The following is a 26,533-nucleotide window of genomic DNA, read 5'->3' as shown; positions in this document are numbered from 1 at the left end:
GCGGGCGCCCGGGTCGTCGGCTCCGCCGCGTACCGGGTCTGACCTGCACCCGAAGAAAAAGCATCCTTCAAAGATGCCAACCCCCTAGAAATGCATCCTTCGAGGATGCATTATTGATGTGCGGGGGTCACCCGGCCCCCGCACCTCCGATCAAGGAGTTCTGCATGTCCGACCGCTTCCGCGCCATCGAGGGCCTGGCCCTGGTCGCCACTCTCACCAGCGTCTTCGGCGAGATCCACCCGCTGTGCGACCAGTTCGTACAGAACAGCCACGACGCGTCGACCAAGGGAATGCACGGCTCGCACCTCGTCTACAAGAGCGACGGCTCCACCGTCGAGGCCGACCCGTGGCGGCACGGCAAGGAGGGCCGCACTTGCACCGCCAGCGCGTACGGCAGGCGCTCGGTCAGCCGGCACGTCGCCAGCTACTCCGCCGTCCAGCTCGCCTCCACCCTCGCCGTCACCCGCACCCTGGGCTACCGCGTCCCCGCGGCCGCGCTCCTCACCGGCGCCGCGATCAACGCGATCACCCACGGCATCATCGACCGGCGCGACCCGCTGCTCTGGCTCGCCGAGAAGACCGGCAAGGGCGGCTACATCAAGCACGCCACGGTCGTGCGCAAGCAGGGCGGCGAGGGCACCGAGTACCCCGAGCCGGTGCAGGACGTGTCCGGTCCCGGTACGGCGCTCATGGAGCTGGACCAGGCGGCGCACCGAGCGATCGGCGTCGCCGCCGCCCTGGTCACCACCTGGATCACGCTCCGCAAGGGCGGCCGCCGATGAGCGCCGACTGCACGTTCTGCGCCATCGTGGCGGGCGAGCTCCCGGCGACGATCGTCCGCGAGTGGGACGACACCGTGGCGATCCTGCCGCGCGGCGGTTGCACCGAGGGGCACGTCCTGGTCATCCCCCGCACGCACGTCGCGGACGCCGGGGCCGACCCGGAGGTGACCGCCCGGACCATGGCCCGCGCCGCCGAGCTGATGGCGGAGCACGAGGACGCGAACATCATCACGTCCAAGGGCTCGGTCGCCACGCAGACCCAGTTCCACCTGCACGTCCACGTGGTGCCCCGCGTCGAGGGCGACGGGCTCGCGCTCCCCTGGACCGGACAGTCCGACTGGGACCGGCTGGTCGCCGAGCGGGACGCGGCCCTCACCAAGCTCAGCGTGCTGGCCGACCGGGTCGAGGACGCTGGCAGCATGATGGTCACCGCTTACGTCCGCGAGGCCCTGGAGGGCGGCACCGCCCGCTCCGTCGCCGAGTACGTCCGCGCACAGCAGGCGGCGGGGGTGTTCGACGCATGAGCCGCCACACGCCCACCGTCATCTACGCCCGCGAGCCGATCCCGGCCGGACCGAGCGTCTTCCTCGCCGGACCGACCCCGCGCGCCGGCGGCGACGTCCCCTCCTGGCGGCCCGCCGCCATCGAGGAGCTCACCGCCCGCTGGACCGGCGAACAGCCGCTGACCATCCTCACCCCGGAGTCGCGCGGCGGCGTCCGCGCCAAGCACTACGACGACCAGGTCGGTTGGGAGACCGAGGCCCGCGCCGCCGCCGACGCGATCCTGTTCTGGATCCCCCGCGACCTGGAGACGCTCCCCGGCTTCACCACCAACGTGGAGTTCGGCCTGGACGTGACGAGCGGCAAGGCCGTCCTCGGTGCGCCGGCCGACTGCCCCAACCCGGAGCGCAACCGCTACCTGGTCTACGTCGCCGAGCGGCACGGCGTCCCCGTACGGGACACGCTCGCCGCCACGGTGGCCGCCGCCCTGGACATCGTCGAAGCGACCGAGGCCGAGGCCGAGACCTTCGAGACCATCCGCTTCACCGCCGATGTGGTGACCATGACGCCGGACGGGCGCGTGCTGCTCATCGAGCGCGACTGGCCGCCGTACGAGGGCGCCTGGGCATTGCCGGGTGGTCACGTGGACGTCGGGGAGTCGAGCCGGTTGGCGGCCGCCCGCGAGCTGGAGGAGGAGACCGGTGTCCGGGTGGACCCGGGCCACCTGCGTCAGCTCGGCGTCTGGGACCAGCCCGGCCGCGATCCGCGCGGCCGGTACGTCACCGTCGCGTACCTCGCCGTCGTCCCCGCCGACACCACGATCGTCGCTGGGGACGACGCCCGCACCGCCCGCTGGTGGCCCGCCACCGACCTGCCGCCGCACCTGGCGTTCGACCACGCCGACATCCTCACCGCAGCCCTGACGGAGGTGTCCGTATGACCCCGCGCGCGATCCTCACCCCGAAGACCGAACCGGTCGGAGCCGACGGCTTCACGCTGCGCGAGCGGTCGTGGAAGCGCGAGGCCGACAAGCACGTCCAGGCGCTCAACGTGCTGCTCGCCGAGCGCGGCGCCCCGATCCGCTTCGGCTTCCCGGCCCCGGTCGCCGTCCCCTTCGACGGCCCCGGGCCCGACGAGGCGTACGCCGGGGCGCTGCCCCTGGACGACGAGCTCGCCGACGTCATGGCGCTGTCCACCGCGCTGCTGCAGGCCGCCCGCACCGGCACCGACGACATCGGCGACGAGCGGACGTTACTGCTCAAGCGGGCGGCGCTCACCGACCGGCTGGCCCTGGCGACCCCGCACGACACCACGGCGCAGAGCCGGGCCATCCGCGAGGCCCACATCCTCATGACGTTCGACGTCGTCCACCACACCGGCCGCGGCGAGTTCGCCGCCGACTCCATCGAGGCCGACGGGGCTGGCGGGCCGCGCGCCTACGTCCGCCAGGAGTACGCGGCCTGGCACACCCCGATCCCCCCGGGCGAAGGCATCTGACCAGTTCGCCCCCGTACCGTCACAGCCACACGACACAGTGAAGCCCGGGGCCGCACCAATCGGCCCCGGGCTTCACCCATGAAGGGAACCAGATGAGCACCCCGACCACCGACTCCCCGGCGCGGATCCGCCGGATCTACGACGGCCACGCCGGGCTGTACGCCGACAGTCTCGTCACCGAGGCCGCCGCCCTGCTGGACGCCTACCTCACCACCGCCGAGCAGCACGGCCTGGACCGCAAGGCCGCCGACGAGGACGGGTGGCTCGCGCTCAGCGCCGCCGAGACGATCTCCCGGAAGTACAGCCGACCGAAGACCGAGCGGACGTCCGCCGAGCTGAGCCAGCTCGTGCGCGAGCTGAACACCGCGCTGACCGCCGAGGGCCTGGAGGTCGTGCCCACCCAGATCCGGATGGGCACGGGCGTCGCCCCGCTGCCCGGCGGCCCGACCTGGGGGATGAACGGCGGCCTGGTCATCGCGCTCTACTCGGACAGCGGATGGCACCTGATGGCCAACGTCGCCCGCACCACGGTCCACACGATCTACGCCCCGGACAACGCCGACGGTGCCCGTGAGGTCGCCCAGCTCGTGCACCGCGTACTGCGCGGCGACGTCACCGACCCGTTCCGCCGGAACCGGTGACCGCGGTGACCGACACGAACGGCATCGACGCCGCGGCGGTCATCGGCGCCTACTTCGCCGAGCAGACCGCGAAGGCCCGCGCCGAGGCCGAGAAGGCCAATGCCGCGCTCGCCGAGGCGGAGCAGGCGGCCGCGGCCTACGCCGAACGCAAGGAGCTCCCGCCGGCGGTCGGCGGGATGAAGCAGGGCTGGGAGATCGCCGGGTGGTTCACCGACCGGTCCTCCCGGATCGCCTCCGCCGCCATCGACGGCAAGGCGAGCAGGGAGCAGTACGACCAGGCCAAGGCGGAGCGGCAGGCCGTGCTCGACTGGCTGGACGCCAACGGGTACGAGGTGCCCGCCCCGTACAGGAGCTGACCACGCCGGGCGGTCCCAGGGAAGACAGCGGCCACCGCGCCGGGTCACACTGGAGACCGGCCGGAAGGAGGTGAAAGGAACCGTGAGTGTCGCCTACAGCCACGCCGGACCGTGGACGCTGGACGCCGTCCTGGCGCTGCCCGAGGACACGAGCCAGCGCGTCGAGCTGGTCGGAGGGCAGCTGATGATGAGCCCCGCGCCCGGCCTGCCGCACCAGCGCGCATCGCACCGGCTGCACAACCTGCTGGAGCAGGCCGCCGAAGCCGCCGGCGCCGAGGTCGAGGTCTTCGAGGGGATCAACGTCATCGTCCCCGACGGGCTGCTGATCCCGGACCTGGCCATCATCGACGCGGCGGCCGCCGAGGAATCCGGCGTCGCCGTCTCCGCGCACGACGTCCTCGCCGTGGTGGAGATCGCCTCGCCGTCGACGCGGGTCACCGACCGCAAGCTCAAGCCGTCGCTGTACGCGGCGGCGGGCATCGAGCACTACTGGCGCATCGAGCTGGAGCCCGCGCCGCGGCTCCTGATCGGCCGCCTCCGCAACGGTGCGTACGCCGACCAGCCGCCACTCCTGGCGGGCGCTGTCGCCCACGTCGACGAGCCGTTCCCCATCGCGTTCGACCCCGCATCGCTGGTCCGCAGGTAGGACCGGACAGCACCCCCGAGGCCCTCGCCCCGCCGGATCATCCGGCCGGAGCGGGGGCCTTTTTGCGTTCCGGGGCGGGACGGTGATCCGGGCCGCCGCCGGGCACCGTGCCCGCCAGGCGGAGCCGGAATCAAGATCGTTGCCCGCCAGGCGGGAGCGGACGAAGTTGCCTGCCCCACGGCCGCCCGCGATGCCGTAGGCCGGGGAAGGCTGCGTGATCACGCGCCGCCGACCCCGCGCGAAAGGAACCGCCCCGATGTCAGATGCCTACAGCCACCCCGACCCCGACTTCGCCGTCGCCACCCTCGGACGGGCGCTGCGCGAGTTGCTCGCCACGTTCACCTCGGCGGCACCCGAGCACGACGCCGACGGCGGCGAGCACGCCTCCTGGTGGCTCCTGCTGCGCCCCGCCGACGACCACCAGGCCGACGCCCTGCTTCCTGTCGCAACGCCCACCGTGACCGTCTCCGTCGACGCCGACTCCACCCGCATCGAGGTCGCCCGGCCACTCGCCACGGAGGCGTACGACGACGTCGCCGGCGACATCGTCGAGGGCGCCCCGTACGCGGTGCAGCTGCCCGCCGGAAGCGTCCGGATCCTCACCCGCCTGGTGATGGACCTCTGGCATCAAGAGCAGCAGTCGGCGACCGCCCGCGGCCTGTGCCAGATGTGCGGCCAGGGCCGTGCGCTGTCGGTCTGGCGGCCCCGGTGAGCGCCCGCCGGCCTGCGCCGTGCGGCACGCCTTTCGCGCGCCGCACGGAGGCCGCGGCCCTCTATCACAGCCCCCCTTGTCCGCGGTCTGACGGCCGCGTTCCCGGTGTCCGTTTTCGCCTTGACCCGACCGATTTCCCGCACCGCTGTACCGCGCTTTCAGCGCAGGTCAGCAGTGCAATAGCCCGCTCCCGGAAGACCTCTTTGGTCAACCGCCAATCCGGAGGTACTGTCATGGACCCAAAGATCAACAGCGGACGTACCAAGGTATGGCTGCGCCATACGTCAAGGGACTTCAAGATCATCGACGCGGGAGGGGGTGAGTAGCGATGGCGTGGGTGACCACATTGGGCCCGGACATGCAGCAGGTGGAGTACCGGCTGACCGGGCAGTGCGGATGCGACCTGGAGCACGAGGGGCAGAAGGTCGAGGAGGACGACGCGCAGGTCGACTACCGCCTCGGTGAAGCGCGTGATCTGGAGTGGATCGGCGGCGGCCTCGCCGACGTCGGACTGGTCGCCGGGATGCCCGTCGACAAGGATCAGGCGCGGCTGCTGATGGACGGCCGGCACCCGCTGACCGGCGAGCTGCTCGTGACGCCGAAGGTGGCCGTCGACCCGCGCGGCAAAGTGCAGGCGCGGCCGCTCGCCGAGGCGATCGAGGCGGCGGCCGCCGAGCGCGGTGTGAGTGTCGAGCAGCTGCTCGGCGACGACGAGAAACTGGTCAAGCGCCTCGCCCGGCTGCAGCGCGGTGTGCACCGCGAGGGCGACCGCCACCGTGTCCCCTTCCGTGCGGCGGAGGACCTCGCCGAGGCGAGTGGCGTCGACCTCACCGAGCTGTACGGACGCGGCGGTGTGGCGGAGGCCCGCGAGTACGCCGACGCCCGGATCCGCGTCGGGAACCGCGGCTACGACGTGACGCTCGATCTGTCGAAGACCTACAGCGCCGCCGTGGCGCTCGCCGGTGAGGAGAAGTCCGAGGAGCTGCGCGGCGCGTTCCTCGAGGTGGCCCGCGAAACGTTCGGCGCGCTGGAGGGCTGGGCCGCGTACGCGATGGCGGGCGAGCACGGCAACGGCAAGACCGCCGACCGCGTCGACACCTCCGGATTCCTCGGCTGGATGACCGTGCACTACTCCGCCCGCCCGGTCGGCGGCGAGGTCGGAGACCCGCACCTGCACGTCCACGGCAACCTGGCGAACATGGCGCACGCCGAGGACGGCAAGTGGCGCACGGTCGGGGCCGGCGGCCGCGACATCATGCGCCACGCGCACGCCGCCGACGCGATGGTCAAGGCCCGCCTGCGGCAGGTGACCGGCGAGCGGTTCGGGATGCGCTGGGAGCGTCACCCCGAGACCGGCGCGTGGGAGGTCGTCGGCATCGACGAGGACGTACGCCGCGCGTTCTCCCGCCGCAACGCCCAGATCGTCGCGGCGGCCGCCGAGGAAGCGACGACCGGCGAGCAGAAGCTGATCGCCCGGCAGCTCGCCGAGGGCAAGGACACCACCATCACCCAGGCCGACGTCCGTGCCGCCTGGCGGGCCCGTGCCGAGGGCGTCGGCGCCGACGTCGACGCGATGATCCGGCGCGCGATCCCCGGCCCCGAAGGCCCCGACGGCCCGTCCGTCGCGGGCCCCGGCGGCGGCCCGATCATGCCCTCCCCCGAGGAGATCGCCGCGTTCATCTGGCGGCGCGAGGGCGGCCTGACCGAGTCGCGGAAGTCGGTCACCCGGGCCGACGTCCTGGCCCACGTGATCGACGCCTGCCCGTTCGGCGTGCCCGACATCGCGGCCGCCGAGGCCCTGACCGATGCGGTCCTCGCCGTCGACGGCGAGGCGGTCGCCCTGCCGACCAAGGGCATGGCGCACCTGACCAACCCCCAGCGCTACACCCACGCCTCGATCCTGGCCGCCGAGCAGACCATCGCCGAGACGACCGCCGAGCGCCTGGACGAGGGCGCGGCCCGGCTCACCGTGCGCGGTGCGGAGCTCGCCATCGCCGCGTTCGAGGCGCAGCGCACCTCCGACCCGAAGCGCCCGTTCGTCATGTCCACCGAGCAGCGCGCCGCGACCCTGCGCTTCCTCACCGCCGGGCACGGCGTCGACGTCCTGCGCGGCAAGGCGGGCACCGGCAAGACCACCATCATGTCGGCGGCCCGGATGGGCTGGGAGGCCGCCGGCCTTCGCGTCTCGGGAGCGGCCACCGCGGCGGTCGCCGCCTCCAAGCTGCAGGCCGAGTCCGGCATCGCGAGCGCCACGGTGGCCACCTGGCTGATGGACATCCGCGACGGCGGCCGCCGCATGGCGAACACCGACGTCCTGGTCCTCGAAGAGGCCGCGATGGTGGACGACCGCGACGTCGCCGCGCTGCTCACGGCGGCCGCCGAGAACGGCGTGAAGGTCGTCCAGATCGGCGACTGGGCACAGCTGAAGGCGATCGGCGTCGGCGGCGGCTTCAAGCGCGCCCACGAGATCGTCGACGGCCTGGAGCTCAGCGAGAACCGCAGGCAGAAGGACGCGGTGGAACGGGCCGCGCTGGAGGCGTGGCTGGACGGCGGGCGGCGCACCGCGCTGTCGATGCTCGCCGAGCACGGCCGCGTCCACGCCGTGGCGACGCCCGACGACGCGTACGCCGAGATGCTCGGCGCGTGGAAGGACCTCGTCGGCCAGCTGGAGGGCGACGTCCACGACCAGATCGAGGACCTGGTCGTCCTCGCCGCCCGCAACGCCGACGTCGAGGTCCTCAACCTCGGCGCCCGCGAGCTGCGCAAGAAGGACGGCGAACTCACCGGCGGCCACACCTACGCACTCGCCAACGGCGAGCGCCTGGAGCTCGCCGCCGGCGACGTCATCCGGATCAAGCGCAACGACTACCGCACCCGCCGCGGCGGCGACGTCGACGTCCTCAACGGCTACCGGGGACAGGTCACCTACGCCGCCAAGGGCGGGGTCGCCGTCGAATGGCGCCGCCCCGCCGACGACGGCGGATACGCCATCGAGCGGGCCTGGATCACCGCCGACCAGATCGCCGACGGCACCCTGCAGCACGGCTACGCGATGACCATCGCGGCCGCGCAGGGACTCACCTGCGACTACACCCTGGCCTACGGCGTGGGAGCGTCCGCGAACGACCTGTACCCGGCGATCTCCCGCGACCGGATCGCCACCCACCTGTGGCTGCCCGCCGACGTCGTCGAGAGCGAGGAGACCCGCCTCCGCCTCGGCGAGGCCCGCAGCGAGCAGGAGCGGCTGGAGCGGACGGTCGCCGCGTACGCCGACTCCCTGGAGGGCGACACCGACGACCGGATGGTCTCCGACGAGCTCACGCCGGCACCCGAGGCCCGGCCCGTCGCTCCCATCCCGCACCAGGTGCAGCCCGAGCACGAACGGGCCGTCGAGGACACCGTCGACCGCCACGGTGAACAGCAGCGCGCCGAGACGGTCCAGGAGCGCCCGGAGCCCGCTGAGAGCGCCGCGCAGGCCGTCCCCGGCCCGGCGGAGCCCGACGCGGCCGCCGAGCGAGCAGCGGAGCGTCAGGCCCGTCTGGACGCCGCCCGGGAGCGGCTGCAGGACGGCGACGTCCCGCAGATCACCGGAGAGCAGAAAGCGCGCCTGGAGCAGCTGCTCGCCGCCGGGTTCGCCTCCCGCGCCGAGCCGCAGCAGGAGAAGCGGCCGGAGCCGGAGTTCAAGGCGTGGGACGACCGCAAGTACGGCCACCTGTCCGGTCAGCGCCTCACCTCGCTGATCGCTCAGCACACGGCCGAGGGCAACCGCGCCGAGCGCCTGGCCGCCGACTACACCCGCCAGGCCGCAGCACACCGCGAGGCCCTGGCCGCGCCCGTCACCCCCGGCCAGGAGCGGAGGCACGAGGCCGCCACGGTGCTGGACCGCGCCGACGAGCTCGCCGCCCTCGCCGCAACCGAGCAGGCCAACCGGTACCAGGCGTACGAGGCGATGCGGCACGCGCAGGAGGTCAACCGGAAGGTCGAGGAGGCCAAGAGCAAGTCCCGCCTGGCACTGCGGCTGGCCGGCACCAGCCGCAAGGAGACGCTGGAACTCGCCCGGGAGTACGCGCAGAAGGAGCGCGCGGCGTACCACGAGATCAGCCGTGCGGCGCGGGCCTCCGAGGACGCCGTGCGCGAGGCGTGGACCACGGTCCGCGGCTCGGACGTCGCCGATCTGCTGGAGGAGCCGGGCGTACGGCGGGGAGCCCCGCGCGAGGTCGAGGAGCTGCAGACCCGGCTCGCCGCGATGCGTGAACGCCTCCCGGAGGTCGAGCGGATCACCAACCGTGGCATCGAGCGGAAGGCGGAGACCGCCGAGCGCCAGGCGGCCACGCAGAGCGCCGAGGCGAAGCGGCACGGCGTCTCGGCGGTCAAGCTGCAGGAGGAGAAGTCGCTGCGCTCGCGCATGGCGACCCAGGCCCCCACCCAGCACGCCGCCGAGGCGCAGCAGCGCGCCGCGTACATCAAGCAGGCCCGGCAGCAGGCCGCCGAGCGGGCCCGCGAGAACACCCGCCGGGCACAGGAGCAGTACCGGTACGAGCCACCGAGCCAGGGCCGTTCCGGACCCTCCCTCGGACGGTGAACCACCCTCCGTCAGTGCTCCGCTGACGCTCCCTTCGGTGCCCCCGGACCCGCCCGGTCCGGGGGCACCTCGCTGTGCGCGGCCGCGACCAGGTCCACCGCGACGTCGCCCGCCACATCCACCGCCCGGTGGTGGACGACTCCTGTCGGCGGAGGTGTCCGCTTCGCAGGTCAGGGTGCGTTTCGCGGCACCGGACACGGAGGTCCCGCACGCCAACTACAGGGAGAGATCAGGGTGGAGACGAAGGAGGCGGCGAGTGCGTACAGGGTGCGGGCGGAGCGCCGGCGGCGGAGCCGGGGAACGGGCGAGGCCCGCGGGGACGGCTGGGTGCGCACGGAGGCGGACGAACGGCTCCTGGCGGCCGCGACGCGGTACGGGACCCTGACCCTGCGCCAGGCGGCCACGGCCTTCTGGAACGGCCGTGAGGAGACCGCACGCGCCCGCGTCCGGCTGATGGTCGAGGCCGGGCTGCTGAACCGCTCCGCAGAGGTGAGGTGGGCGGGGACCGTCGTGTGGACCACCGAGCGCGGCGCCCGGGTCGCCGGGGTGGGCCTGGGTGCTCCGCACCCGCCGGGCGAACGGCTGCTGCACCGCCTGGCCCTCGCCGACGTCGGGCTCCGCCAGGAGGCGAAGGGACACCTCGTGCTCACCGAGCGGGAGGTGCGCACCGCCGAAGCCACCCCCGGCCGGGCGGCGGAGCTCCTGGCGGACCACGGCGTGCCCCATGTGCCCATCGGAGCCCGGAGCGGGCCCCTGCTCGCCGTGCCCGCCGGCGCCCGCGCGGTGCACTGGCCGGACCTGGTCGTGGTGCTGCCTGGCGACGGCATCGGCGCCATCGAGGTGGAGCTCACGCCGAAGACCCCGAGCGCGCTCCGCCGGATCCTGCGGGCGTACGGACAGGCGCGGCGGCGGGTGGTGTACCTCGGCACCGAGCCGGTCGTCCGCCAGCTGCAGGGCCGCCCCGGCCCGGACGGGCAGTGGGCCGACGGCGTCGGCCAGGACGTCGGGCTGCTCCCGCCCGGAGGGCCCGCCCCCGGCACCGGACTCCTGAGCGTCCGACCGTTCACGGCCAGCGACCCCGCCGTCGACCGCCAGGCCGCGCGGCACGCACACCGTCGCTGATCGTGGATCTGTTCGCCGGAGGGGGCGCCCTGTCAGGCAACTGCGGGACCGAATACGGGTGTTGAGCGCACTCTGGTAGCCGGAATTTGTGTGACCTGCATCACGTCACGCCGGAGGGGCGGTGTTCGGGCGGGTTATCCACAGAACAGGCTCTGAGCTGGTCTTTTCTCTGACGCCAGATCAGCCCGTCTCTGTCGCGCGCGTGTTAGGCGGACGGGGAATCGCGTTCCCGGCGGACGCGGAAAAGGCGGTGGCCGTCGCGACGCTGGACCGGAGCATCACAAGGCCACCAGTAACGTGGTTGGGCACCAAACGCCCTTCAGAACGACGAAGGGAGACCGCCTCGCGGAGCCGATGCTTGCCGGCCTGGCTCCGCTGGGATCTCCCACTCGCCTGATGTCGGGTGCCCGCTCACTGTGAGGAGACCGGAAACCTTGACGACCATTGACCGTACCCCAAACGCCTTACCGCGCCACCCCTCGCTGCTCGTGTGGGTGACCACCCTCACGCCGCTCGTCTCGATCGTCGCGGTGGTGGTGCTGGCACTGACGCACAACGCGGAGGCCGCGACCGCCGTCGGCACGATCGGCGGCGCGGTGACCGCCCTCGGTGGCACGGCGAACCTCCGCAGCGCCCGCCGGTAGGCCCGGCGGCCGCCAGGAGCCCGTCCGGCCCGGCCGCAGTGCGCGGCCGGGCCGGATACGGCCGACTACGCCGTATCCAGGGGGTGGCAATCCATATCCACCGCCGTATCCATCCGCAGGATCGCTCTCACAGAAGTCGATCAGCGCTCTGTGGGGCGAACGGGTCGGATGAGGGCTGTGAGGCGCACGGCGCAGGACGTCGCCGCGGCGGCCGCGTCCGGAGGCGCGCTGTCCGGCCGGTGCGCTCAGCCTGTCTGCCGGTCGCACTCCCAGCGGACCGGCGGGCCGTCGCAGTGAGCGCAGGGCCCGTGCGAGCGGCAGTCCGTCCACCCTGCGTGCGGCAGCGCGACGCCAGGACAGTCCAGGCCGCGCGAGCAGGACATGCTGCCGTCCTCGTGGTCGAGCTGGCGACCGGAGCAGCCGCCCATGCTGGACAGGACGGCACCGAGGCCGCTGAGATCCGGCGCCCCCATTTCCCGGCCCATCGCGACCAGGTCCTCGAAGACGAAGTCGCCGGCCTGCTCGGGGCGCTCCGCCTGGAGCGCGGCGCACATCTCTTCCGTGACTCGGTGGCCGTTGAGGAGCGGCCAGGAGTCGGAGCCGGTCCGCAGGGACAGCTTGTCCGCGCCGAGGACGTCGGGCCGCCAGTCTCCCGACTTGGGCTGCGGCACGATCGCCGCCAGGACGTCGAGGACGTCGTCGGGCGAGCGCACCTCGTGCACGGTCGCCGTGACGCCCGTCCGCGCGGTGTCCCGCAGGCGCCTGTCCCTGCGGGCCTGCTTCGCTCGCTTGGCGTCTCTTCCCATCCCGGCCTCCGTCGATCGGCGTGTGTGACCGTACGGAGAACGATGCGCCGGCCGGGTCAGTCGCCGGAGTCCCCCGGACAGCCCGGCGCGAAGCGGGTACCCGGGGTACCCGGTGTGATCATCGTTCTCCCGTGGGAGACGGCTGTCCGGCCCGGCCGGGCGGACGGGAAGCGTCGGGCGGCCCTTCGAGCCGCGGCTCGGCGTAGCCGCCACCGCGAGCGGAGTTGTGCGGACACGACCGGCCCGCCGGGAAGCCGGTGCCCAGCGCCGTGCCCAGCGCGGGGAAGAACTGCCGCCCGTCCTCGAACTGCGGTGTGGTGGTCCAGGTGAAGGACTCGCACCCGCGCATCGCCCGCAGCATCATCCGGGTGCCGAACCCGCGGCGCTGCCGGTCATCGGTCACCCGGATCTTCATGACGTGGCCACGGCGGCACTCGGCGCAGGTCTGCCAGGTGAGCCGGGCGAAGTCGTAGCCGCTGCGTTCGCAGACCCGGAGCTGCTGGGGGCCTGCTCCGTTCCTCGGCGCGTAGTACACCCAGAAGTCCTCGGTGCGCGGCCGCAGGAGCGTCACGAGCTTCCACTGCCGCTCGGTGAAGCCGGACGGCGGCGGCGCCCACTGGCCAGCCGGAGTCATGCGATCCCCCTTCAGGGCGCGACCGTCGCGCGCCGGTTGATCCTCTCGCCCGGCCGGGCCTTCGCCAAGGGCGCCGCGTTGGCGCAGATAACTGCCCTGTTATCTGTACTAGGGTGATCATCGACCAGGGAGAACGCGCCCGTTCTCCGACATGACGAGGACCTGTTATCTGTGGCAAGGAGAACCGTGGCGACCGTCGTCCCCCTCAAGACCGCTTCCGGAGCGGCGACCGTGCGCACCGCCGCCGACCGCTACCTGGACTCCATCACCGTCGCCAACACCCGCCGGAGCTACACCACGGCGCTCGGCAAGGTCGTCCCCGAGCTCGGCGAGGGCCGGCCGCTGTCAGCTGTCGCTGACGACGAGATCGGCCAGGCGCTCGAACAGCTCTGGGGCACGGCGGCCGCCAGCACCTGGAACGCCCGCCGTGGCGCTGTCGGCGGGTGGCTCGCCTGGTGCCACGACGCGGGCCTGCAGCCGCCGCACATCCCCGCCTGGTGCAAGCGGATGCCCGACCCGGGCTCGGACACCCCGGTCCGCTCCAAGACCGCCATCGACCGCCTGATCGCCCGGCGCGACGTCGCGCTGCGCGAGAAGGTCACGTACCGGATGCTCTACGAGACCGTCGCCCGCGCCGACGAGCTCCTCGGCGTGAACATCGAGGACCTCAACCTCTCCGCCCGCCAGTGCCCGGTGAAGGCCAAGGGCGCCAAGGCCGTCCGCCGCCGGGGCCAGGCCCGCGAGGACTACGCCACAGAGACGATCTACTGGGACGCCGGCACCGCCCGGCTCCTCCCCCGCCTGATCGGCGAGCGCACCCGCGGACCGCTGCTCGTCACCCACCGCAAGCCCGGCCCCGGCAAGGTCCTCACCCCGCGCGACATCTGCCCCGACACCGGCATGGCCCGCCTGTCCTACGGCCAGCTGCGCGCCCTGCTGGACCGGCACACCTGCGTCGGCGGCGAGGAGGGCACCGGCTGGGACCCGCACGAGTTCCGGCACTCCGGCCTGACCCACCTCGGCGAGCAGGGCGTCTCCCTGCTGCTGTTCATGGCGAAGTCGAGGCACAAGTCCGTCAGCGCCGCCCGGAAGTACTTCAAGCCCGGCGCGGCCGCCCTCGCCGAGGTCACCAGCCTGCTCGCCCCCAGCGACCGCTGACCCCGGACGCGACGGAGCCCCGGACCGTGCGGTCCGGGGCTCCGTCGCGTCTATCGGCCTGCGCCGTCCTGCGTGCCGGGTAACCGTCGGGCGTAGACGAGTTCCTCGGGATAGTTGGCGGTGCGGAGCTTGACCCACGCGGCGTCGAAGGCGATGCCGGTCTTGCGTGAAAGCCGCCAGGCTTGCCACGAGATGACGGGTGAGAGGATCCAGCGGCGTCGGGTGAGCTGATTCATGCGGCGATGCATACCCCCACCGACCAGCCGCTGACCGCCAGTTCTGTCAGCGCGCCCCGCGATGATGACGGCAACGATCACCAGCTCTCCGGGAGGGGAAACCGTGGCGAACATCTGGATCATGCGGACCACCGACGACATCACGCGGTACGGCGAGAAGAGGGAAGTCCTGGTCCGTGCCGACGCTCTCAGCTACGTACGCGCGAGCGTCGGGAGCAAGGTCGTGGCCGCCGACGTCGCCTCACAGGAGGTCGTGACGCTGGCAGACGAGCAGGACGGCCTCCATCACGGCCGGCCGGAGCTGCCGCCGAACTTCCACCTCGAGCTTCTGGCCCGGATCGCCGAGGTCCGCAAGAAGGTTCAGGGCGAGGACGACGAGGACCGCTTCGTTGTCGCCGAGATCCGCGAGGGCAAGTGGGTCTGGGGCTCCTACAAGCTCTCCGAGCTCCTGAAGGGCTGAGACCCGGTCAAGCTCAGCGCGGAGCCCCCGGGACCATGACGACCCGGGGGCTCCGCTGTGCACTTCAACGTGTCCGCCGCTTCAACGACCGTTCGCCGTCCCGGGTCACCGGCCGACAGGCTCGGGGTACCGCTGCCGCCGGCGGTCAGGGTCGTCGGTGCCGAGCCGCACCCACTTCTCGCGGCGCTGCAGGGCGGGCAGCGTGGTGGCGAACACCGAGACCGCGATGCCGTCGACCGCCTCGGCGAGCGCCTCCAAGCGCCGCTGCAGCAGGTGCTCCTCCAGGCCCGCCAGGACCACGTGCAGCGGCGGGAAGCGCTCACTGCGGGTGTACCGGTAGCGCGACCAGAACGGGAACGTGCCGCCGATGGTGCCGCGGGCTCCCTCCCAGACGCGGTGTCCGGCGTACCGCTCGTAGTCCCAGACCTCGCGGGCGAGCTTGGCCCGCGACATCGTGCCGTTGTCTATCTCGAAGAGGCGGACCTCGAACGTCTTGCCCGGCGCGGCGAGCACGGCGTCGGTGTTGAACGTCAGCCCGGTCTCCTTGATCGCGTGGTTGACCTCCACCTGCCAGTCGGTCAGATGGTGGCGGCCGCCGAAGGCGAGGATCGTCTCCGTCACCGCCAGGGCGTGCGGGCCGAGTCCGGCGCGGACCGCCTTTGCTCCGGTGCCGGCTCGCGGCCGCGCGGGCAGCTCGTTGCCGTCGGCCACCGCCCGCAGCCCCGCCCGGGTCAGGTTCCAGATCAGCTCCTTGCCTTGCTTGCCGTTCGTCTCCGCCAGGCCCTGCTCCGCCAGCTTCCGCATCGCCCGGCGCACGTACGACCGGCCGTCCGCGTCCTCGGCTGTGATCACCCGCGCCATCTGGCGGACGGTCGCGACGCGCACGCAGGCCAGCATCCGCAGCGCGTCTCCCCTGACCCGGGGAGCCGTGGGGGTTGAAGACCTCTGCCTTTCAGACGCAGGAGGGGCAGGGAGAGAGGTGTCAGCGTCGCCGCCGACCCCTGGACAAGGGGCGTGGCCTGCGGCGATGGGCGCGGCTGCCGAATCCTTCACGGCACTGGATACGGCACTGGAAATCGGGCGGCGCCGCACCCTCGGATCGTCCCTGGTCCAGGTCCAGATCGCCTTCTGCGCGGTCGCGGGCGCACGGTGGCCGGTGTCGTCGTACGACATGTCGGCGCTCCTCATCAGCGTGGCGCGGACCTCCGGACAGAGATCCGCTGTCACCTGATACAGGTCTGGATGATCATGCTCGTGTGACATCTCGCGCCGTACTTTTTCCGACCGGCCCCGTTGAGCCGGGCATGGAACTCCCCGACCGGGCCGCGCCCGGAGTCGAGGCCCTTGCCTCGGAGGCCGCCGACGCGGCCTGTGCGCTGGCCGACGCGGCCGGCCCCGCCGGGTGGAACCTCGCGGCCGCCGAGGACGCGGCGGAGGCCATCGACACGATCGCCGCGGCGCTCTCCGACATCGACCCCGAGGCCGCCCGGCTCCTGGCGGCGATCCCCGCCGCGACCAAGGCCCTGCTGCACCACTTCGGGCAGGAGCAGGAGGCCGATGCCGCCGGGCCCGCGACCGCCGCCCGGTCCCCTCGGCTCCCGAAGCCGCGTCGGCGCGGTCTCGGGCCAGGGTGGCAGGGCCTCACGGACGCGTCAGCGAAACGCTGACACGAGTTGCACTAGCTCAAAACGTAGTCCAACAGCTCAGTCGAGTTGCTAGCTTGCGCGATCTCCATACAGCGATCCATGCAGCTCACTCGAAAGAGTCGCTGTATAGCGATCAATTCCGCTAGCGGAAATACGCGCGGCACAAGTAGGCGTCACGCTATCCGTTTCGATCTCCTGGACGTCCCAGCGGGAAGTGAGGGCGCGATCTCTTCCACCCGCCCGGTGCCCAGCCGCTACCTTGAGAGTCGGCCGCCACACGTCGGCCCGACTCCGAGCCGCATCCCGCCCACGCCGGGAGCGGCAACGAGGACAAGGGGCTCCGCTTCACGTGCCGCATCGTCCCGCTGTCCGTGGTCTTCCACGGCGGGGGTGCGTGGGATCTCCCGCCGACCTGGAGACGATTGTGACCACCGACAAGCAGTTCAAGCGCGCCGCCCGGGAGCTCGCCGAACGCGAGGGAATCTCGTACACCGCAGCCCGTCGCCGCCTCGCCGCCGACCCCGAGACCGCTGTCAGCGCTCCGCTGACGACCGCCCCGGCCGCCGCCGAGGGCGACCAGGAGCCGACTCCCCCGCGCCTCTACCCGATCGCCCGCACCGTGTGCGCGACCGACTGCGACGGCACGCCGCACCCGGGCGCGCTGTGCCACCCGTGGCGGCCGGAGGACTCCAAGCGCGTCCGGCACGAGGTGCGGCGGGCGGCGCAGCTGCCGAACGGGCGGGCCGGGGAGCTGTGCCACCGGTTCGAGCCGCCGGCGCCGGGCTACACGGGCGGATCCTTCTTCGCACGCGAGGCCACGTGGCTGCTGGCCCTGGTCTACGCGATGCTCACCGACCAGCATCCCGAGCTCCGTCCCGGCCGGGCGGAACTGCGGGCGGCCGTCGAGGCGGAGGACCAGGCCGCGGTCGACGCGGTGATGGAACCGCTGGACCGCGCGGCGGCCCGGCTGCTGACGAAGGTGCCGGAGCGGTGGTGGGGCGAGGTGAAGCCGCAGCTGGACGCGTACGCCGACTTCGTCGACCGCGACGAGCGGGAACCCCTGACGTGGCAGGAGGCCGACGACCGGCACACGGTCGGTCGCCTGGTCGACCAGTGGCGTCGGGCGTGGACGCCGGTCCGGAACCACAACGGCTACATGGACGCGCCCGGCGTGCTCTGGCTCGCCCCGAAGGGCTGGCTGGACGACCTCCTGGTCGAGCAGCACGGCGGCCACGGCGACGGCGCCCGGGTCCGTCTCACCGACGGCCGCCCCGCCATCGTGTACGCGGCGGAGTGGAGCGAGGCCGGGGCGCCCGTGGCCTACCGGATCCGCGAACTCGAACCCGGACGGCACGGCAACGTCGGGAAACTCGTGCCGTCGCTCACCAGCGACGAGCTGGTGCCCCGCGACCAGGTCGCGGGAGAACTCAACGACGTGGCGTAGCCCGGTGGCCGCTGGGGGCCTTCGCCGGCCCCCAGACCCCCGCTGCCCCGGCATTCCGCAGCGCGAACCGGTATCGCCGGGGCGGGCCGCCGTCCGCGCTGCGAAACACCGGGGTTGTGTTCCCGTCGGCCCGCCCCCGGTCCGGCGACGCGCGAAGAGTAGCTTCTCGGATAACTTGCTCGGACACTCCCGCCCTCCCTCTTGCTGCCCGTGCTGACGCCTCTCGAAGAAACTCCGGCGGAAACTCCAGGGTGTAAAGCCACCTATAAACCAGGGTGTTTCCAGCGTGTGACAAGCCGCTCTCCGCACCCCCGTCCTGACCTGCGGGAACCTGACTGACGAGACAATCCCACCCACTCTCATCGTCCCTCAAAGAGTGGGTGGGATTGTCTCGTCAGTCAGGAGGTCAGGACGGGGGTGCGGAGAGCTGGAGTTGTACTCAGAGAAAAGCAGAGTGGGGGTCAGAGTTTGATGGATGAAGGGAAATAGGGGGCGGTGTAGGGAAGCGGGAAGCGGGTGCCCAGGAGAAACCCGGAGCACCGGCTGGAAGTGCGGCCGAGGAAGCGGTCTGGTGGGGGTGCGGGGCGGACGGCGGATACAGCGGGCGCCGGGGCCGGCCACGTGGTGCAGGCCCCGGCGAGCCGCGATCAGGCGGTCAGGCCGTCAACTCCGGTGACGTCCTCGCCGGGCTCCAGGTACTCCTGCAGCGCCCGGTCCCGCCACCGCTTCGCGCCCTCCGTGTAGTGCGCATCGCGCCGGTTGGTGGCCATGTGCGCCCGGGTCAGTTCGATGACCCAGTCGTCGACCTGGTGGTGCTTCTCCAAGACGTCCAGCGCCTTGCGCAGCCGCAGCCGTTCGTCTCCCTCGGCGGCCCGCCGCTGCTCGTGGAGGGCGTCCATGATGCAGATCTGCCCGACGCGCAGGAAGTCGCGGTACTCCTGCCCGCCGGTCTCGATGCGGGCGGCGGCCTGCTCAGTGGTGAGAGCGCCGCCGCTGCGACCGGCGAGCGCGGCCGCCAGGTCGGCCGTCTCCTGGCGGCGCTGCTCGTCGTAGCGGGCGGTCCCCTCGGCGTACGACTCATCAGGGTGGCGGTCCATCAGGGCCCGGCCTTCCTGCGTCGTCCAGTCGTGGGCAGCGGCGCGCGGGAAGTGCGGCCCCCAGGTCTCTGCCCACGCGTACGGGCCGCCGGTGCCGACGCGCAGCAGCGTCGCGGCGATGCCCGCCGGGCTGCGGCCGCCGACGAACCAGGCGAGCGTCGTCCAGCCGTCCGTCTCGGACCAGACCCGCAGGTCGTACGTCGGGGGGTGCTTCTCCCCCTTGAACCAGGTCGGCTCCGGGGTCGGCTCGGTGGAGGCCGGGCGGCCCTTGGGCCAGGCGTTGAACGGCAGGCGCGGCACCTCGGGGCGGTCCGGGTCGGCGTCGACCTGGTGGACGCGGGCGGGCAGGGTGCCCAGGTCGGTGGTGGAGTGCTCCCAGACTTCGGCGCGCAGGTCGCCGCAGTCCCCGCCGGCGGGACGGGACGGGCTGCTCAGCCGGTGGGCGACCAGGGCGTCGGCCAGGAGGACGGCCTTGTCGAGGCGGTCGCACCAGGCCCGCGTCCACCAGCTCGGTGCGCCGCCGGTGTGGTCCTCGCCCACGATCCCGTCCGGCACGTAGTAGATCCGCACCTCGTACGGCAGGTCCGGGCTGGGGCACACCGGATCGAGGGCGGCCGGGAAGGTGCCGGGCTGCTCCACCGACCAGCCGTTGTGGACGTAGCGCCAGAACGGCTGGTCGTTCGAGCACCAGACCACCGGCCACAGCGCGGCGACCTCCACCTGTCCGTCGTCCAGGCGGTGCGGCACGGGCACCCGTGTCCCCTTGGGCGCCACCCCGACGTCGCCGCGCACCTCGCGGATGACGACGCCGTCGGCGGCCGCCTCGGCGACGCCCCACCGCACGCCGTTGTCGCGCTGGACCATCGTGTGGCGGGCGTTCTCATCCCAGATCACCGTGACGGGCACGACGCCGTGCTCGGCGACGACGGCGGACAGCGCAGAGACCACCAGGTCGTCCCAGTCCGGGGCGGCGGGGTCGGGGGAGGCGCTGCGCAGCGCCTCGGTGTACTTCGCGCCCTCCCGGGCGGCGGCGCGGGCCTTGCGGGCCGCGGTGCTCTGGTTCTTCGGCGACATGCGTACTCCAGACCCAGCGGTCTCCCACGCTCCCGCCGGCCGTGTGTACGTCGGGGCCGATCCAGGACAGAGCAGTGCTGAACTTCGCGGGCCCCGAGAGACCTTGACCGACGGTGTCCCGGGCGGCGTGGGCGCCAGGACAGCGGTGGACGGCAGTACGCGTCTAGCCGTACGGAAACGGTAGCGCCCGCCACTGACAGGGCGCCAGGAAACAGCGAGCGGCCCCGTGGACAGTTCCACGGGGCCGCTCACGAAGGGGAAGCCAGGGTCAGGACGCTTCGGTCTGCTCCTCCTGGTCCGCCTGCTTCTTGGGGACCTTGGGGAGCTTCCCGGTCCGCCGCAGGTAGGCGGCGTAGTGGGCAATCGCGACGTCGGTGACGTCCTGCGGGCCCATGCCGGTCTCCTCGCCGATCTCGGTCACGAGGTCATCGGTCTCCAGCAGGACGCGCACGTTCATCATCACGCGGGTCGGGCCGGGCTTCCGGCCGCGCCGGCGCTCCGGGCGGCCGAGCTGCTTGCGGCTGTTCGGCGTGACGGCGGCGCGCTTCTTCGCCGGCTTCGCGTCGTCGCCGACCTTGATGTCCTCATCGTCGTCCGGCAGCGGGGTGTCGGTCGCGGTACGGGTGCGCGGCGGGGTCACGGGAGCGGAATCTCCTTCAGGAAGGTCTGGGTGAGCAGTTCGTAGGTGGCGCGGATCTCGGAGAGTCGGTCTCCCTTGGACTCCTCGAGGGAGACGCCGTTGTTGTTGGCGGTCGCCAGGGACTCGATGAACTTCACGGTCGGGTCCCACACCAGGGGGCCGAAGATCTGGCGGATCGAGTCGCGCTGTTCGTTCTGGCGGACGGTGTCCTTGTACTTGTTGAGGATCACGCCGCGCAGCTCCAGGCCAGGGTTGCCGAGGTCCTTGGCCGCCTTGTTCCTGATGAAGTCGCGTGCGCGCTGCGCGCCCTCGATGGCGTAGAAGTCCGCGTCGGTCACGATCACCGCGTCGTGCGCCGCGGCGAGGCCGAGCTGGGTGAGGTGGAACAGCGACGGCGGGCAGTCGATCAGCGTGTAGTCGACGTCGTCGTCCGCGCCCTCCAGGGCCTGGTCGAGCCGCCGCCACGCGCCGCCGATCCCGGCCTCCGACATCCGGTTCTCCAGGGGGAGCCGGGCCGGGGCGATCGAGATGCGCTCGGCGTAGCTGCAGTTCCAGGCGATCGGCTGGAAGACGTCGCGGGCACAGCCGAGGGCTTCGTCCTCCCCCGTGTTGGCCTTGATGGCCTGGCTGATCGTCGGCTGCTTCAGCTTCGGGTCATAGTGCCACCCGAGCATCTGCGAGCTGTTGCCTTGCGGGTCCATGTCCACCACGAACACCCGCTTGCCCGCCTTCGCCAGGCCCTCGGCAAGGCGGATGGTGGTGCCGGATTTCCCGACCCCTCCCTTGTTGTTGAGCATGGCTACCCGTCGGGCCATCAGTCCTCCAATCCGCTCGCCCGACTCGTTGCAGGCCAGCTCATAGGGCTCGATGCCGGTACGGCAGGAAGCCGGTCCCGGCGTCCGGCTCGGCACCGGAGCGCCCGCGCGTCAGCGAGCGTTACCGGTCATCATGACGGCTCTCCTCGCTCACCGCTGACAGGCTTGACAAACGGATATCTGAGCCGCTCAGCGGTTGTGCGTGGCATTTCCGCTAGCGACATGGCGAGCGCTACGAGTCGCTTTTTTGCTGACTGGTTTGGATCGCACACCCGTTAGCACTGTCAGCGGAATGCTGACGCTTGGTGAGTGTCAGTGGAATGCTGACGCCCATGGCGAAGGACTACGCGAAGCACCACGAGACCAAGCGGGCCGCCGAGAAGCTCCTGACGGAGCGCTACGGCAACGAGGACGACGCCCGGTACGGCGGCTCGCTGCCCCCGGAGAAGGCGATCACCTCCGTCCTGGTCGCCCTCAGCGACTACCTGCCGCCGGGGCAGGAGCCGCGCGAGGTGCCGGCGGAAGACGTCCTCGCCGCCCTCTCGCACGTGGACGACGCGCGGCAGCGCCTGGACAACCAGGAGCTGCGGCTCATCCGGGCCGCCCGCGCCCGCGGGGCGTCCTGGCAGAAGGTCGCCGACGCGCTGGGGCTGGGCACCCGGCAGTCCGCCGAGACCCGGGCCCTGCGCTTGGAGCGCGGCGCGCAGACCTACCGCGGCCGCGACGTCGCCTCCCAGCGCTTGGACAAGGCCCGCGAACGGGCTGAGCAGGCGTGGTGCGAGGAGAACACCGGGCGGATCCGGGAGGCCGCCGAACGCTTCTACGACACCTCCGGCGCGTGGGACCTGCAGAACCTGAACGCCATCGACATCCGGGGCACCGTGCACGGGATCGGGGAGCTGCTGGCCACCGACGGAAGCCCGGTGAGGCTGCTCGCCCTCCTGGGGAGCGTGCGCTACCACCTCCTGCCGTACGAGGGCGAGGCGCCGAAACCGACCGGCAAGCAGGCCGCCGACGCCGCGCAGGCCCTGACCGGCCTGGTGGAGCTGCTCGCCGAGCAGTCGGCCGCCCGCCACCGGGTCACCTCCGTACGCGGCACGGCGACGTCGTGAGCGCCGAGGAGACGGTTGTCGACGTCGTCGACAGCGCACTGACCGGCGCCGAGCTGTTCGCCGCGGCGGCCGCCGAGGTGACGTCCTGGCCCTCGGTGTCCGCCGCCCGGGCCCGCCAGGTGAAGTGGGTGGCGAACGAGTACACCCGCGCCCTGGCCCACGCCGAGCATCCGCTCGCCGCCGACGCCGGCGTCCGCCAGGTCTTCACCGCCGCCCCGGTCGACGTCTACCTGCGCTTGGCCCGCACCGGGAAGCTGCGCGTGCGTACGGCCGCCGACCCGGCCAAGGGCTCCGACCACTCCGAGCAGATCCGCCTGGAGGTCCTCAAGCTGTTGGTGACGGCGTGCGGCGCCGAGGACTTCGCCGAGCTCCCGCCGCAGCCGGACCCGCCGCGCAAGGCACCCGTCGCCAAGCGCCCCCGCTCCCTGCTGCGCTCCCAGCTCACCGAGCTCGCCGACTCCCCCGACGCGACCACCAGCCAGCTGCGGATGCTCGCGATCGGCGCGGTCGTCTCCGACACCGGCGTCCGGGCGGGCGAGATGTGCGCCCGCACCATCGAGGACCTCTCCCCGACGCTGGAGGACCTGCGCGTGGTGCGCCGGCCGCAGGGCTGGAGCGAGGCGGAGGCGTTCACCGAGCTGCTCGCCCTGTCCGGCCTGTCGAGGGCGGCCCTCAAGCGGTGGCTGCCGGAGCGGTTGCGGCTCCTGCAGCGGGTCGGCGGCACCGCCACCGCGTTGTGGGTCTCCCTGCACGGCAACCACCAGGACGGCCAGACCGTCCCGGCCGGGACGCCGCTGATGCCCCGCGGCCTGGCCCGCGCCTGGACCCGCGCAGTCGTCGACACGAACATCGAGATGACCGGCCAGCCGTCGTGGGAGCCGCTGCCCACGCGCATGGAGCAGCTGCGCCGGGGCGTGAAGCCGACCGCCGTACGGGCGCCGACCGTGCCGGACGCCGAGAAGGCCGCCGTCCTCCTGGACGACGTCGCCGCCCGCGGCCGCGCTCTCGCCGAGCTGCGCCGGGCGGGCGAGGAGAACTCCACCGCCGAACTGCAGGCCCGCATCGCCGTGCGCCAGGCGGTGCGCGACGCGTGGGCGGAGGGCATCGAGCACACGGTGCAGCTGCAGGTCCTCGCCGACGCGGGCCTGCCCGACACCGCCTCGCTCGCGGCCGCCGGCTGGGAGCCGGTGCTGCTCGCCGCGATCGACCGGGGCCAGGGCTGGGGCCGCCCATCGAGGGCGGCCGCCGCCATGTGAGCCGGTACGGAACGGCGGTGCCCCGGAGGACACGATCCTCCGGGGCACCGCCATGTTCGCTCAGGCGTCGACGTCCACGGCCTCCCGCTCCATCACCAGCGCCGTGCACACGCACGCGCACCAGCAGGCCCCGCCGCCCGGGTGCACGGAGAACGCCTTGCTCAGCGGCCCGCCGCAGCTGACGCACTGCGAAGCGCACCCGCACACGCCGCAGTCGGCGCACTTCATCCGGTCGCACGTCCGGCACAGGGTGTCCTGTGGGGGCGGGGTGGGGAAGCACGCGCGGCAGCTCAGGCTCCCGCCGCACTCCCCGCGGCAGATCGTCGTCACCACCCCAGACTCGCCGCGCCTGCCCGGTCTCCGAGACCGCGACACGCCCCTCCTCAGTCGATCGGCGGGCCGGTCTTCAGCTCCTTGCGCCGTGCGGGGAAGGGCCGGCCGCCGTTGTGCTTGCCCTCCGCCTCCTTGATGGCGGCGGCGACCGCGTCCTGGACGAACGAGGAGAGCGTCACCGTGCGGTCGGTGCCCTGCAGCGCGACGACCGTGTTCCGCAGCTGGTCGAGCAGCGCGTCGGCGATGTAGGCGGGCACCTTCGTCTTCCCGCCGGCGGCCGCCGCGGTGTCCGGCTCCGGCTCGTCGTCCGGCACGGTGACCTGCGCGGGGAGCGGACCGAGACCGGCCAGGAGGACCGCGACGCCACCCACCCCGGCGGACGGGGAGCTCTGCCGCCACGCCTCACCGGTCGCCTGCACCAGCACCTCGGCGCCGTTCTCGGTCAGCACTCCGGTGCCGGCCGCCCCGATCCGGATCGGGGTGTCGTCGGCGAGCGCGTGCCAGGCCCGGCGCACCTGGCCCACGCTCAGCTCCGGACGGCGCACTCGGTCGTCGTGGGGCATCCCGAAGGCGAAGCTGTGCGCGCCCGGGTGCTCGGCGAACAGCAGGCAGGGCCGCTCCTGCGGGACCTCGGGGTCTTCGACATCGAGGTGAGGCGGTTTCGGGTACAGAGGCGGCTGCTTCGGCGGGACGGGCAGCGGTTCGCCCTTGGCGGTGCAGCTCTCGCGGACCAGGAGCTCGCGGCCGGTCGGCTTCCAGCGCAGCCACCAGCGGCCGTCGTTCGCCGACTGCCCCAGCGCGTAGTGCCACTCTCCTTCGTGGCCCGATTCCAGTTCGCACCACGCGAACGCCTCCACCACGTTCGCGCCCACCGGACGCGATGCCAGATAGGCCAGCTCCTCCACCGTGAACGTGGTGGCCACTGAGCAGCCCTTGCGCATCATGCTCACGCGCTTCCTCCCCTTCCTCGCCGAAAACCCGAGGTCATCGTCACGCGGGACCCCGCACACGCGCGGGAGAATTCGGAAACCCGACCCCGCTCCACTACGTCTAAGCGAGCATTTCCGCTAGCGAAAATGAGAGCCGCAAAACTCGCTGGACGCTATTTATTCGGTTAGCCGTTCAGCCAAGCGCTAAGGCAACTCGTAAACCTACCCATTTGCTGAGCGAAACAGCTACCAATTACCGGTGTCAGCGATCCGCTGACACCCCGGGTGTGCCGGTTTCCGGGCCGTCCGCCGGGGCCCGAGGTGCCGGATTCCGGCAGGTGGGGTGCCGGTTTCCGGCACCTCGATGTGCCGGTCACCGGCAGGTCGATGTACCGGCTACCGGCACCCAGAACAGGAGTGAACCGAAGGGAACCGGAAGGAACAGAGCAGTTGCTGCGCGCGTGCGCGGCCCAGCCCGCGGCCACCGCTGCGCCCCCAGCGCCCCGAAGCCCTCAGCGGCCGCGAGAGCGCCGAACAGCATCCCGGCCCTCCCGGTGGACCTTCGCCGGGCGATCGTCCGGGAGGGGGCGACGCAGGCCGCTTCCCGGGCCTGCAATCGTCGACCGCTCGGTGCACCACCAGCCCCACCGCGCCCGCATCCGGATCACGCCTCCGACCAGGGAAGCCCCAGGAAGGCCCCCTGTGCGGCCCGGAGAGCGACGATCACGCGGCGGGGGCCCCGTTCCACCCCGAGCCCACGAAAGGCCGTCAGACGGCGATCTACGGACGCGCCGCCCTGCTCTTCCAGTTGCCGGGCGAAGCCCGTCCGCTGTGCCATCGGTGGAGCCGGGGCGCCTGTGGCGCCCCGGCGGAGCCGATTGGCTGCGTTGAGTCGTCCCGGAGGGACGTCATTTCTATGGGTTGACCTGCACGTACGCACTCAGGCCAGCCCCCACGGCGCGGGGCCCGTCACTACGCCGGCCACGACGATGCGGTCAGCCCGGCACCGGCCCTCACCCGAACGGGTGACGGGCCCCGCGCCCCTCTCCTCTGACCCCTAACAGGCCCTCGCGCTCTTGGAGCGGGCCTGTCGGTCGCTTCGCTGTTCGGTTGTCTGCGGCCGCGCCGTGGTTGCGGCTCCGACCTGCGCTTTCAGCGTGAGGGGGTCGCCCTGCGAAGTGGCAGTGGGTCCAGTACCGGGAGGACTGGACCCACTGGGGAGAGCCGCGCAAGGGCCTGTTAGGGGAACCAAGCTGATGCGCTGCCCTGCTCGGCGTGCTGGTGCCCACCCAGGCCGGGCACGCCGCGGCGGTGCTCCTGGACCACCGGCCCGCCGCCCTGCCTGTCTTCCCCAACCGACGAGATCTCTTCGGCGCTTGCGCCGCGAGCGCGGCGGAGCCGCCAACGCGC

The 26,533-nt window shown here is 72.5% G+C and carries 26 protein-coding genes and 1 pseudogene; 19 read left to right on the top strand and 8 right to left on the bottom strand.

What is annotated here, in order from left to right; genetic code table 11:
- The first annotated feature begins 164 nt into the window (after nt 1-164).
- The 12 genes and pseudogenes from ACIRGB_RS35450 (at nt 165) to ACIRGB_RS35395 (ending at nt 11,483) form a co-directional block, all read left to right on the top strand.
- Complete coding sequence (locus ACIRGB_RS35450; RefSeq protein WP_403873761.1) at nt 165-782, top strand: hypothetical protein; 618 nt, start codon at nt 165-167, stop codon at nt 780-782.
- Complete coding sequence (locus ACIRGB_RS35445) at nt 779-1,306, top strand: HIT family protein (protein WP_403873759.1); 528 nt, start codon at nt 779-781, stop codon at nt 1,304-1,306. The genes ACIRGB_RS35450 and ACIRGB_RS35445 overlap by 4 nt, the downstream gene beginning before the upstream one ends.
- Nucleotides 1,303-1,662: pseudogene (locus ACIRGB_RS35440) on the top strand (nucleoside 2-deoxyribosyltransferase domain-containing protein); the annotation flags it as partial. The gene ACIRGB_RS35445 and the pseudogene ACIRGB_RS35440, both read left to right, overlap by 4 nt.
- Nucleotides 1,663-1,776: 114 nt before the next feature.
- On the top strand, nt 1,777-2,223 hold the full coding sequence (locus ACIRGB_RS35435; RefSeq protein ID WP_403873764.1) for an NUDIX domain-containing protein: 447 nt from the start codon (nt 1,777-1,779) through the stop codon (nt 2,221-2,223).
- The gene (locus tag ACIRGB_RS35430) at nt 2,220-2,780 is read left to right on the top strand and encodes a hypothetical protein (RefSeq protein ID WP_403873756.1); all 561 of its coding nucleotides are present in this window, start codon (nt 2,220-2,222) and stop codon (nt 2,778-2,780) included. The genes ACIRGB_RS35435 and ACIRGB_RS35430 overlap by 4 nt, the downstream gene beginning before the upstream one ends.
- A 92-nt stretch (nt 2,781-2,872) precedes the next feature.
- Complete coding sequence (locus ACIRGB_RS35425) at nt 2,873-3,421, top strand: hypothetical protein (protein WP_403873753.1); 549 nt, start codon at nt 2,873-2,875, stop codon at nt 3,419-3,421.
- A 5-nt stretch (nt 3,422-3,426) separates the two neighbouring features.
- A complete protein-coding gene (locus ACIRGB_RS35420) occupies nt 3,427-3,777 on the top strand; it encodes a hypothetical protein (protein ID WP_403873751.1) in 351 nt (116 codons plus the stop codon).
- Between the two features lie 82 nt (nt 3,778-3,859).
- Nucleotides 3,860-4,423: a Uma2 family endonuclease gene (locus ACIRGB_RS35415; RefSeq protein WP_325748123.1), complete on the top strand. Its 564-nt coding sequence runs from the start codon at nt 3,860-3,862 to the stop codon at nt 4,421-4,423.
- A 256-nt stretch (nt 4,424-4,679) separates the two neighbouring features.
- Nucleotides 4,680-5,135 carry a hypothetical protein gene (locus ACIRGB_RS35410; protein ID WP_403873747.1) on the top strand — a complete coding sequence of 152 codons (456 nt, stop codon included), beginning with the start codon at nt 4,680-4,682 and terminating at the stop codon, nt 5,133-5,135.
- 358 nt (nt 5,136-5,493) lie between these two features.
- The gene (gene mobF, locus ACIRGB_RS35405) at nt 5,494-9,717 is read left to right on the top strand and encodes a MobF family relaxase (RefSeq protein WP_403873744.1); all 4,224 of its coding nucleotides are present in this window, start codon (nt 5,494-5,496) and stop codon (nt 9,715-9,717) included.
- Nucleotides 9,718-9,951: 234 nt separating this feature from the next.
- Nucleotides 9,952-10,839, top strand: coding sequence for a hypothetical protein (locus tag ACIRGB_RS35400; protein WP_403873741.1), 888 nt, complete (start codon nt 9,952-9,954; stop codon nt 10,837-10,839).
- Nucleotides 10,840-11,273: 434 nt separating this feature from the next.
- Nucleotides 11,274-11,483 (top strand): hypothetical protein, encoded by a 210-nt coding sequence (locus ACIRGB_RS35395; protein WP_403873738.1) that lies wholly within the window; start codon nt 11,274-11,276, stop codon nt 11,481-11,483.
- A 245-nt stretch (nt 11,484-11,728) separates the two neighbouring features.
- Here ACIRGB_RS35395 and ACIRGB_RS35390 read toward each other — a convergent pair whose 3' ends face one another.
- On the bottom strand, nt 11,729-12,289 hold the full coding sequence (locus tag ACIRGB_RS35390) for a hypothetical protein (protein WP_360017380.1): 561 nt from the start codon (nt 12,287-12,289) through the stop codon (nt 11,729-11,731).
- A 118-nt stretch (nt 12,290-12,407) separates the two neighbouring features.
- A complete protein-coding gene (locus tag ACIRGB_RS35385) occupies nt 12,408-12,923 on the bottom strand; it encodes a hypothetical protein (protein ID WP_403873734.1) in 516 nt (171 codons plus the stop codon).
- Nucleotides 12,924-13,109: 186 nt separating this feature from the next.
- On the opposite strand from ACIRGB_RS35385, the gene ACIRGB_RS35380 reads away from it, so the two are divergent.
- Entirely contained in the window at nt 13,110-14,081 is a 972-nt protein-coding gene (locus ACIRGB_RS35380) for a tyrosine-type recombinase/integrase (RefSeq protein ID WP_403873731.1), read from the top strand.
- 50 nt (nt 14,082-14,131) lie between these two features.
- Here the strand turns inward: ACIRGB_RS35380 and ACIRGB_RS35375 are convergent, their stop codons facing one another.
- The gene (locus ACIRGB_RS35375) at nt 14,132-14,440 is read right to left on the bottom strand and encodes a hypothetical protein (RefSeq protein WP_403873728.1); all 309 of its coding nucleotides are present in this window, start codon (nt 14,438-14,440) and stop codon (nt 14,132-14,134) included.
- On the opposite strand from ACIRGB_RS35375, the gene ACIRGB_RS35370 reads away from it, so the two are divergent.
- On the top strand, nt 14,439-14,777 hold the full coding sequence (locus tag ACIRGB_RS35370; RefSeq protein ID WP_403873726.1) for a hypothetical protein: 339 nt from the start codon (nt 14,439-14,441) through the stop codon (nt 14,775-14,777). The two genes, ACIRGB_RS35375 and ACIRGB_RS35370, sit on opposite strands and share 2 nt — an antisense overlap.
- A gap of 105 nt (nt 14,778-14,882) precedes the next feature.
- On the opposite strand, the gene ACIRGB_RS35365 is transcribed toward ACIRGB_RS35370, so the two are convergent.
- On the bottom strand, nt 14,883-15,674 hold the full coding sequence (locus ACIRGB_RS35365) for a replication-relaxation family protein (protein ID WP_403873723.1): 792 nt from the start codon (nt 15,672-15,674) through the stop codon (nt 14,883-14,885).
- 130 nt (nt 15,675-15,804) lie between these two features.
- On the opposite strand from ACIRGB_RS35365, the gene ACIRGB_RS35360 reads away from it, so the two are divergent.
- The 3 genes from ACIRGB_RS35360 to ACIRGB_RS35350 all read left to right on the top strand — a co-directional run bounded on the left by ACIRGB_RS35360 (nt 15,805) and on the right by ACIRGB_RS35350 (nt 17,867).
- Entirely contained in the window at nt 15,805-16,008 is a 204-nt protein-coding gene (locus ACIRGB_RS35360) for a hypothetical protein (protein WP_392017092.1), read from the top strand.
- 73 nt (nt 16,009-16,081) lie between these two features.
- Nucleotides 16,082-16,444, top strand: a complete 363-nt coding sequence (locus ACIRGB_RS35355; protein WP_403873720.1) for a hypothetical protein — start codon at nt 16,082-16,084, stop codon at nt 16,442-16,444.
- A gap of 373 nt (nt 16,445-16,817) precedes the next feature.
- The gene (locus ACIRGB_RS35350) at nt 16,818-17,867 is read left to right on the top strand and encodes a hypothetical protein (protein WP_403873718.1); all 1,050 of its coding nucleotides are present in this window, start codon (nt 16,818-16,820) and stop codon (nt 17,865-17,867) included.
- A 647-nt stretch (nt 17,868-18,514) separates the two neighbouring features.
- On the opposite strand, the gene ACIRGB_RS35345 is transcribed toward ACIRGB_RS35350, so the two are convergent.
- From ACIRGB_RS35345 to ACIRGB_RS35335, 3 genes are all read right to left on the bottom strand, one after another.
- Nucleotides 18,515-20,038 carry a hypothetical protein gene (locus ACIRGB_RS35345; RefSeq protein WP_403873715.1) on the bottom strand — a complete coding sequence of 508 codons (1,524 nt, stop codon included), beginning with the start codon at nt 20,036-20,038 and terminating at the stop codon, nt 18,515-18,517.
- A 268-nt stretch (nt 20,039-20,306) separates the two neighbouring features.
- Nucleotides 20,307-20,678: a hypothetical protein gene (locus ACIRGB_RS35340; RefSeq protein ID WP_403873712.1), complete on the bottom strand. Its 372-nt coding sequence runs from the start codon at nt 20,676-20,678 to the stop codon at nt 20,307-20,309.
- Entirely contained in the window at nt 20,675-21,493 is an 819-nt protein-coding gene (locus tag ACIRGB_RS35335; protein WP_360017398.1) for a ParA family protein, read from the bottom strand. Before ACIRGB_RS35335 ends, ACIRGB_RS35340 begins: the two co-directional genes overlap by 4 nt.
- Nucleotides 21,494-21,825: 332 nt before the next feature.
- Here ACIRGB_RS35335 and ACIRGB_RS35330 point away from each other — a divergent pair, with 332 nt between their 5' ends.
- Both ACIRGB_RS35330 and ACIRGB_RS35325 read left to right on the top strand, forming a co-directional pair.
- The gene (locus ACIRGB_RS35330) at nt 21,826-22,605 is read left to right on the top strand and encodes a hypothetical protein (protein WP_403873707.1); all 780 of its coding nucleotides are present in this window, start codon (nt 21,826-21,828) and stop codon (nt 22,603-22,605) included.
- Entirely contained in the window at nt 22,602-23,861 is a 1,260-nt protein-coding gene (locus ACIRGB_RS35325; RefSeq protein ID WP_403873704.1) for a hypothetical protein, read from the top strand. The genes ACIRGB_RS35330 and ACIRGB_RS35325 overlap by 4 nt, the downstream gene beginning before the upstream one ends.
- 383 nt (nt 23,862-24,244) lie before the next feature.
- Here the strand turns inward: ACIRGB_RS35325 and ACIRGB_RS35320 are convergent, their stop codons facing one another.
- Nucleotides 24,245-25,144, bottom strand: a complete 900-nt coding sequence (locus ACIRGB_RS35320; RefSeq protein ID WP_403873701.1) for a hypothetical protein — start codon at nt 25,142-25,144, stop codon at nt 24,245-24,247.
- Between the last annotated feature and the right edge of the window lie 1,389 nt (nt 25,145-26,533).

This window comes from Streptomyces sp. NPDC102490, from assembly GCF_044765285.1.
Taxonomy (GTDB): domain Bacteria; phylum Actinomycetota; class Actinomycetes; order Streptomycetales; family Streptomycetaceae; genus Streptomyces.
Note: the sequence above shows the minus strand (reverse complement) of the source record. Positions and strands in the feature narration are given on the sequence as shown.